This is a genomic window from Stenotrophomonas sp. STEN087 (genome assembly GCF_056759115.1).
Map to the genome: position 1 here is coordinate 1 of NZ_JBRRCR010000151.1, position 5,007 is coordinate 5,007.

Here is a 5,007-nt window from a genome sequence, read left to right on the forward strand (position 1 = left end):
AGCAAGGTGGCCTTGGTCGCGGTGATGCGCAAGATGCTGGTGATCCTCAACGCCCGCAAGCGGGACACGGAGGCCCAGATGGCCTCCGCCTGACAAGACAGTTGCTACAGAAGATCAACAGCCGCCGGGCATTACACCGGCTGGCGCGGCCCGAACATGATCACGGCCATGCCGGCCAGGCACAGGGCGGCGCCCAGCAGGTCCCAGCGGCTGGGACGGATGCCATCGACCAGCCACAGCCAGAACAACGCAGTGCCGATGTAGACGCCACCGTAGGCGGCATACACGCGGCCGCTGGCGGTGGGGTGCAGGGTCAGCAGCCAGGCGAACAGGGCCAGGCTGGCCGCGGCCGGCAGCAGCAGCCACACGCTGCCGCCCTTGCGCAGCCACAGCCACGGCAGGTAGCAGCCGACGATCTCGGCCAGCGCGGTCAGCAGGAACAGGGCGAGGGTCTTCACGCCTTCTCCGCGGCCTTGGCGTGCTGCCACAGCGCTTCCTGCGCATCCAGGTCCAGCGCGGCCAGGCGCTCGCCCTGCGCGCCCGCCTGCGCTTCCATGGCGCGGAAGCGGCGTTCGAACTTGTGGTTGGCGCCACGCAGCGCCGCGCCCAGGTCGAGGTCGGCATGGCGGGCCAGGTTGGCGCAGACGAACAGCAGGTCACCCAGCTCTTCCTGCAGCCGTGCCTTGTTGCCGGCGATGTCGCCGCGCTCGAATTCCTCGCGCAGTTCCTGCAGCTCCTCGGCGGCCTTGTCCAGCACGGGCAGCGGGCCGGGCCAGTCGAAGCCGACCTTGGCAGCGCGCGACTGCAGCTTCACCGCACGCTGCCATTCGGGCAGGCCGCGCGAGATGCCGGCCAGCGCCGAGGTGTCCTGCTCGCCCTTGGCCGCGCGCTCGGCACGCTTGATCGCGTCCCAGTTGCGCATCACGCCATCGGCATCGTCCACGCTGACATCGGCAAACACATGCGGATGGCGGCGCTGCATCTTGTCGCTGATCGCGCGCGCCACGTCGGCGAAGGCGAATGCACCCTGCTCTTCGGCCATGCGCGCATGGAACACCACCTGCAGCAGCAGGTCGCCCAGTTCATCGCAGAGATCGTCCAGGTCGCCGCGGTCGATCGCATCGGCGACCTCGTAGGCTTCCTCGATGGTGTACGGGGCGATGGTGGCAAAGTTCTGCTCCAGGTCCCAGGGGCAGCCGCCCTGCGGGTCGCGCAGGCGCGCCATGATCGCCAGCAGGCGCTCCAGTTCGGTGCTGGCGGCACTGCCGGCGGTGGGGGTGTCGCTCATGCGGGCTCCAGGGTCAGTCGGACAGCCAGTCCCGCCACGGCAGGCTGGTGTCGCCAAGGGCGATGAAATCACCGTTCAGCAGGGTGCTGCGGCGGTTGTAGCGGAACGGCTTGCCACTGCTGGCCGAGAGCACCGCGCCACCGGCCGCGTGCAGCACGCACTGGCCGGCGGCGGTATCCCATTCGGAGGTCGGGCCCAGCCGCGGGTACACGTCCAGCCCACCTTCGGCGATGCGGCAGAACTTCAGCGACGAGCCCTGCGCCACCGTTTCGATGTCGCCCATGCGTTCGAGCAGGGCGATGGTTTCCGGCGAACGGTGTGAGCGGCTGGCAGCTACCCGCAGCGGCGCGGTGGCCGGCGTGCGCGTGCGCAGCACGCTGTCGTGCAGGCCCTGGCGACGGTAGGCCAGCTCGCCACGCATGGCGTGCCAGACGATGCCGGTCACCGGCGCCTGGACCACGCCGAAGGCCGGCGCGCCCTGGTAGATCAGCGCGATGTTGACGCTGAACTCGCCGTTGCGCTTTACGAATTCGCGGGTGCCATCCAGCGGGTCGACCAGCCAGTAGGCGCCCCAGTGCTGGCGCTGTTCCCACGGCACCATCGCCGATTCCTCGGAGAGGATCGGCAGGTCGGGGGTCAGCTGGCGCAGGCCCTGCTGGATGATCCGGTCGGCGGCGAGATCGGCCGCGGTCACCGGACTGTCGTCGGCCTTCAGGGTGACGTCGAAACCATCGCTGTAGACCTGCATGATCGCCTGCCCCGCTTCCTGGGCGATGGCGATCGCGGTCTCGCGCAGCTCGGTGGTCAGCTTGATCATCGGCGTCCCTGCAGCCACTGGCGCGCGATGAACAGCGCGGCCAGCGAGCGCCCTTCCGAGAAGTCCTCGCGCAGCATCAGCTGGTCCAGTTCGGCCAGCTTCCACGGCACCACTTCCAGCTCTTCCGGCTCGTCGCCGGCCAGCTTTTCCGGGTACAGGTCGCGCGCCACCACCAGCCACGACTGGTGGCTCATGTACGTCGGCGCCAGGGTCATCGCGCGCAGCACGTCGACCTGGCGCGCGCCGTAGCCGGCCTCTTCCTTCAGTTCGCGGTCGGCGGCCTGTTCAGGCGTTTCACCGGCATCGATGCGGCCCTTGACCAGGCCCAGCTCGTAGCGGTGCACGCCGGCGGCGTATTCACGCACCAGCAGCACGGTCTCCTCGTCCAGCATCGGCACCACCACCACGGCGCCATGGCCACGGCTGACCAGGCGCTCGAAACGCCGGTGTTCACCGTTGGAGAACTCCAGGTCCAGGTGCTGGCGCTGGAACGGGCCGTTCTCCTCGTCGGTGATCCGGTGGATGATCGGCAGGCGACGGCCGCTGCGGTCGTCGTTCATGCGGAATCTCCGCGGCGGCCGGCGCGTGCGCCGGGGCCGATAGAATGTGCAGGCAGCAACATGTTCATGAGCCCGAAATGCTAGCAGACCCAACCCCCTCCCCGCTGGCCCGGCAGTGGCAGAAACGCGACCTGCAGGTGCTGTGGCACCCGTGCACGCAGATGCGCGAGCACCCGGACACCCTGCCGCTGGTGCCGATCGCGCGTGGCCAGGGCGCTTGGCTGATCGACCACGACGGCAACCGCTACCTGGACGCGGTCAGCAGCTGGTGGACGAATCTGTTCGGTCATGCCGAACCGCGCATCGGCGCGGCCATCGCCGCCCAGGCCGGGCAGCTGGAACAGGTGATGCTGGCCGGGTTCAGCCATGAACCGGCGATCCTGCTGGCCGAGCGCCTGCTGGCGCTGGCGCCGCGTCAGTCCGGGCGCGCGCCACTGGCCAAGGTGTTCTACGCCGACAACGGCTCGGCCGGCGTTGAAGTGGCGCTGAAGATGGCCTTCCAGTACTTCCAGAACCGCGGCGAGACCCGGCGCACGCGCTTCATCGCGCTGGAAAATGGCTACCACGGCGAGACCCTGGGCGCGCTGGCGCTGGGCGACATCCCGCTGTACCGCCGCGTGTACGCGCCGCTGCTGGCCGAGGGCCTGTTCGCGCCCTCCCCCGATGCCTACCTGGCCGAACCGGGGCAGAGTGCGGCCGACCGTGCACGGCAGGCCGCCGATGGCCTGGCCACCCTGTTCGACCGGCACCCCGGCGAGATCTGCGCGGTGATCCTGGAACCGCGCCTGCAGTGCGCCGGCGGCATGCGCATGCATGACCCGGTCTACCTGCAGCGCGTGCGCGAGCTGTGCGATGCGCACGGCGCGTTCATGATCGCCGACGAGATCGCCACCGGCTTCGGCCGCACCGGCACGATGTTCGCCTGCGAACAGGCGGGGGTGATGCCCGACCTGATGTGCCTGTCCAAGGGCCTGACCGGCGGCTTCCTGCCGCTGGCCGCGGTGCTGGCCACGCAGGCGCTGTACGACGCCTTCCTCGATGATTCGCGCGAGCGCGCGTTCCTGCATTCGCACAGCTACACCGGCAACCCGCTGGCATGTGCGGCCGCCCTGGCCACGCTGGACATCTTCCGCGACGAGGACGTGATCGCGCGCAACCGCGGCATCGCCTCAGTGATGGGCGCGCTGGCCGCGCCGTTCGCCGACCACCCGCACGTGGCCGACGTGCGCCAGGCCGGCATGGTGGTGGCCTTCGAGCTGTCGCGCGACGGCAACCGGCGGACCCCGTTCAACCCGGCGCTGCGGCTTGGCCTGCACGCCTACAAGGCCGCGCTGAAGCGTGGCGTGGTACTGCGCCCGCTGGGCGACGTGCTGTACTGGATGCCACCTTACTGCGTGGATGACGAACAACTGGAGCTGCTGGCACATACCACGCTGGCAGCCATCGACGAGGCGATTTCATGCGCGTGACCCGCTGCCCCATCGACCTGGCGCTGCACAGCGGCCAGACCGTGACCCTGCCGGAAGAGACGGCCAACCACCTGGTGCGGGTGATGCGCCTGCGCGAGGGCGATACCTGCGTGCTGTTCAATGGCGATGGCCACGACTACAGCGCCACCCTGACCGTGGCCAGCAAGCGCGAGGTGCAGGTGCGCATCGACGCGGTGCAGGCGGTGGCCAATGAATCGCCGCTGGCGATCACCCTGCTGCAGGGCATTGCCCGCGGCGAGAAGATGGACCTGATCCTGCAGAAGGCTACCGAGCTGGGCGTCAGCGCCATCGTGCCGGTGAATGCCGAGCGGACCGAGGTGAAGCTGGACGCGGCGCGTGCCGAAAAGCGCGTGGCGCACTGGAACAACGTGGTGACCTCGGCCTGCGGGCAGTCCGGCCGCGCGCGTATTCCGCAGGTGGGTTCGCCGCTGTCGCTGGCGCAGGCGGCGGCGACGCTGCCGGCCGATACGCTGCGGCTGACGCTGGACCCGCAGGGGGCGCATCGGCTGTCGACGCTGGACGCCGCACCGGCGGGGGGCGTGGTCATCGCGATCGGTCCGGAAGGTGGCTGGTCGCCGCGTGACCGTGACCAGCTGGCCGCTGCGGGCTTCCAGGGCCTGCAGCTGGGGCCGCGCATCCTGCGCACCGAAACCGCCGGCCTGGCCGCGATCGCGGCGCTGCAGGCGCGGTTGGGGGATCTGGGGTAAGGCGAACGCCTGCGGCGTGCGCGGTAGTGGGGGGGGGGCGGCGGGGGGGGGGCGGGGGCGGGGGGGGGGGCCCCGCGGGGCCGGGGCGCCCAGGCGGGGGGGCGGGGCCGGGGCGCGGGCGGCGCGGGCCCGGGCGCGGGGGGGG

General features: G+C 70.5%; 6 protein-coding genes. 2 read left to right on the top strand and 4 right to left on the bottom strand.

Translation table 11 applies throughout. The features are described 5' to 3' along the window. Positions 1 to 131: 131 nt before the first annotated feature. The 4 genes from ACVOK1_RS20210 to nudE are packed head-to-tail and all read right to left on the bottom strand — an operon-like array spanning position 132 to position 2,665. Positions 132 to 458: a YnfA family protein gene (locus tag ACVOK1_RS20210; protein WP_079222853.1), complete on the bottom strand. Its 327-nt coding sequence runs from the start codon at positions 456 to 458 to the stop codon at positions 132 to 134. Then, a complete protein-coding gene (gene mazG, locus ACVOK1_RS20215) occupies positions 455 to 1,288 on the bottom strand; it encodes a nucleoside triphosphate pyrophosphohydrolase (RefSeq protein ID WP_481563068.1) in 834 nt (277 codons plus the stop codon). The genes ACVOK1_RS20210 and mazG overlap by 4 nt, the downstream gene beginning before the upstream one ends. A gap of 13 nt (positions 1,289 to 1,301) precedes the next feature. After that, on the bottom strand, positions 1,302 to 2,105 hold the full coding sequence (cysQ, locus tag ACVOK1_RS20220) for a 3'(2'),5'-bisphosphate nucleotidase CysQ (protein WP_481563069.1): 804 nt from the start codon (positions 2,103 to 2,105) through the stop codon (positions 1,302 to 1,304). After that, the gene (nudE, locus tag ACVOK1_RS20225; RefSeq protein WP_108769684.1) at positions 2,102 to 2,665 is read right to left on the bottom strand and encodes an ADP compounds hydrolase NudE; all 564 of its coding nucleotides are present in this window, start codon (positions 2,663 to 2,665) and stop codon (positions 2,102 to 2,104) included. The genes cysQ and nudE overlap by 4 nt, the downstream gene beginning before the upstream one ends. A gap of 77 nt (positions 2,666 to 2,742) precedes the next feature. On the opposite strand from nudE, the gene bioA reads away from it, so the two are divergent. Further along, the gene (gene bioA, locus ACVOK1_RS20230) at positions 2,743 to 4,134 is read left to right on the top strand and encodes an adenosylmethionine--8-amino-7-oxononanoate transaminase (protein ID WP_481563070.1); all 1,392 of its coding nucleotides are present in this window, start codon (positions 2,743 to 2,745) and stop codon (positions 4,132 to 4,134) included. Further along, positions 4,125 to 4,862: a 16S rRNA (uracil(1498)-N(3))-methyltransferase gene (locus tag ACVOK1_RS20235; RefSeq protein WP_481563071.1), complete on the top strand. Its 738-nt coding sequence runs from the start codon at positions 4,125 to 4,127 to the stop codon at positions 4,860 to 4,862. The genes bioA and ACVOK1_RS20235 overlap by 10 nt, the downstream gene beginning before the upstream one ends. Positions 4,863 to 5,007: the final 145 nt, after the last annotated feature.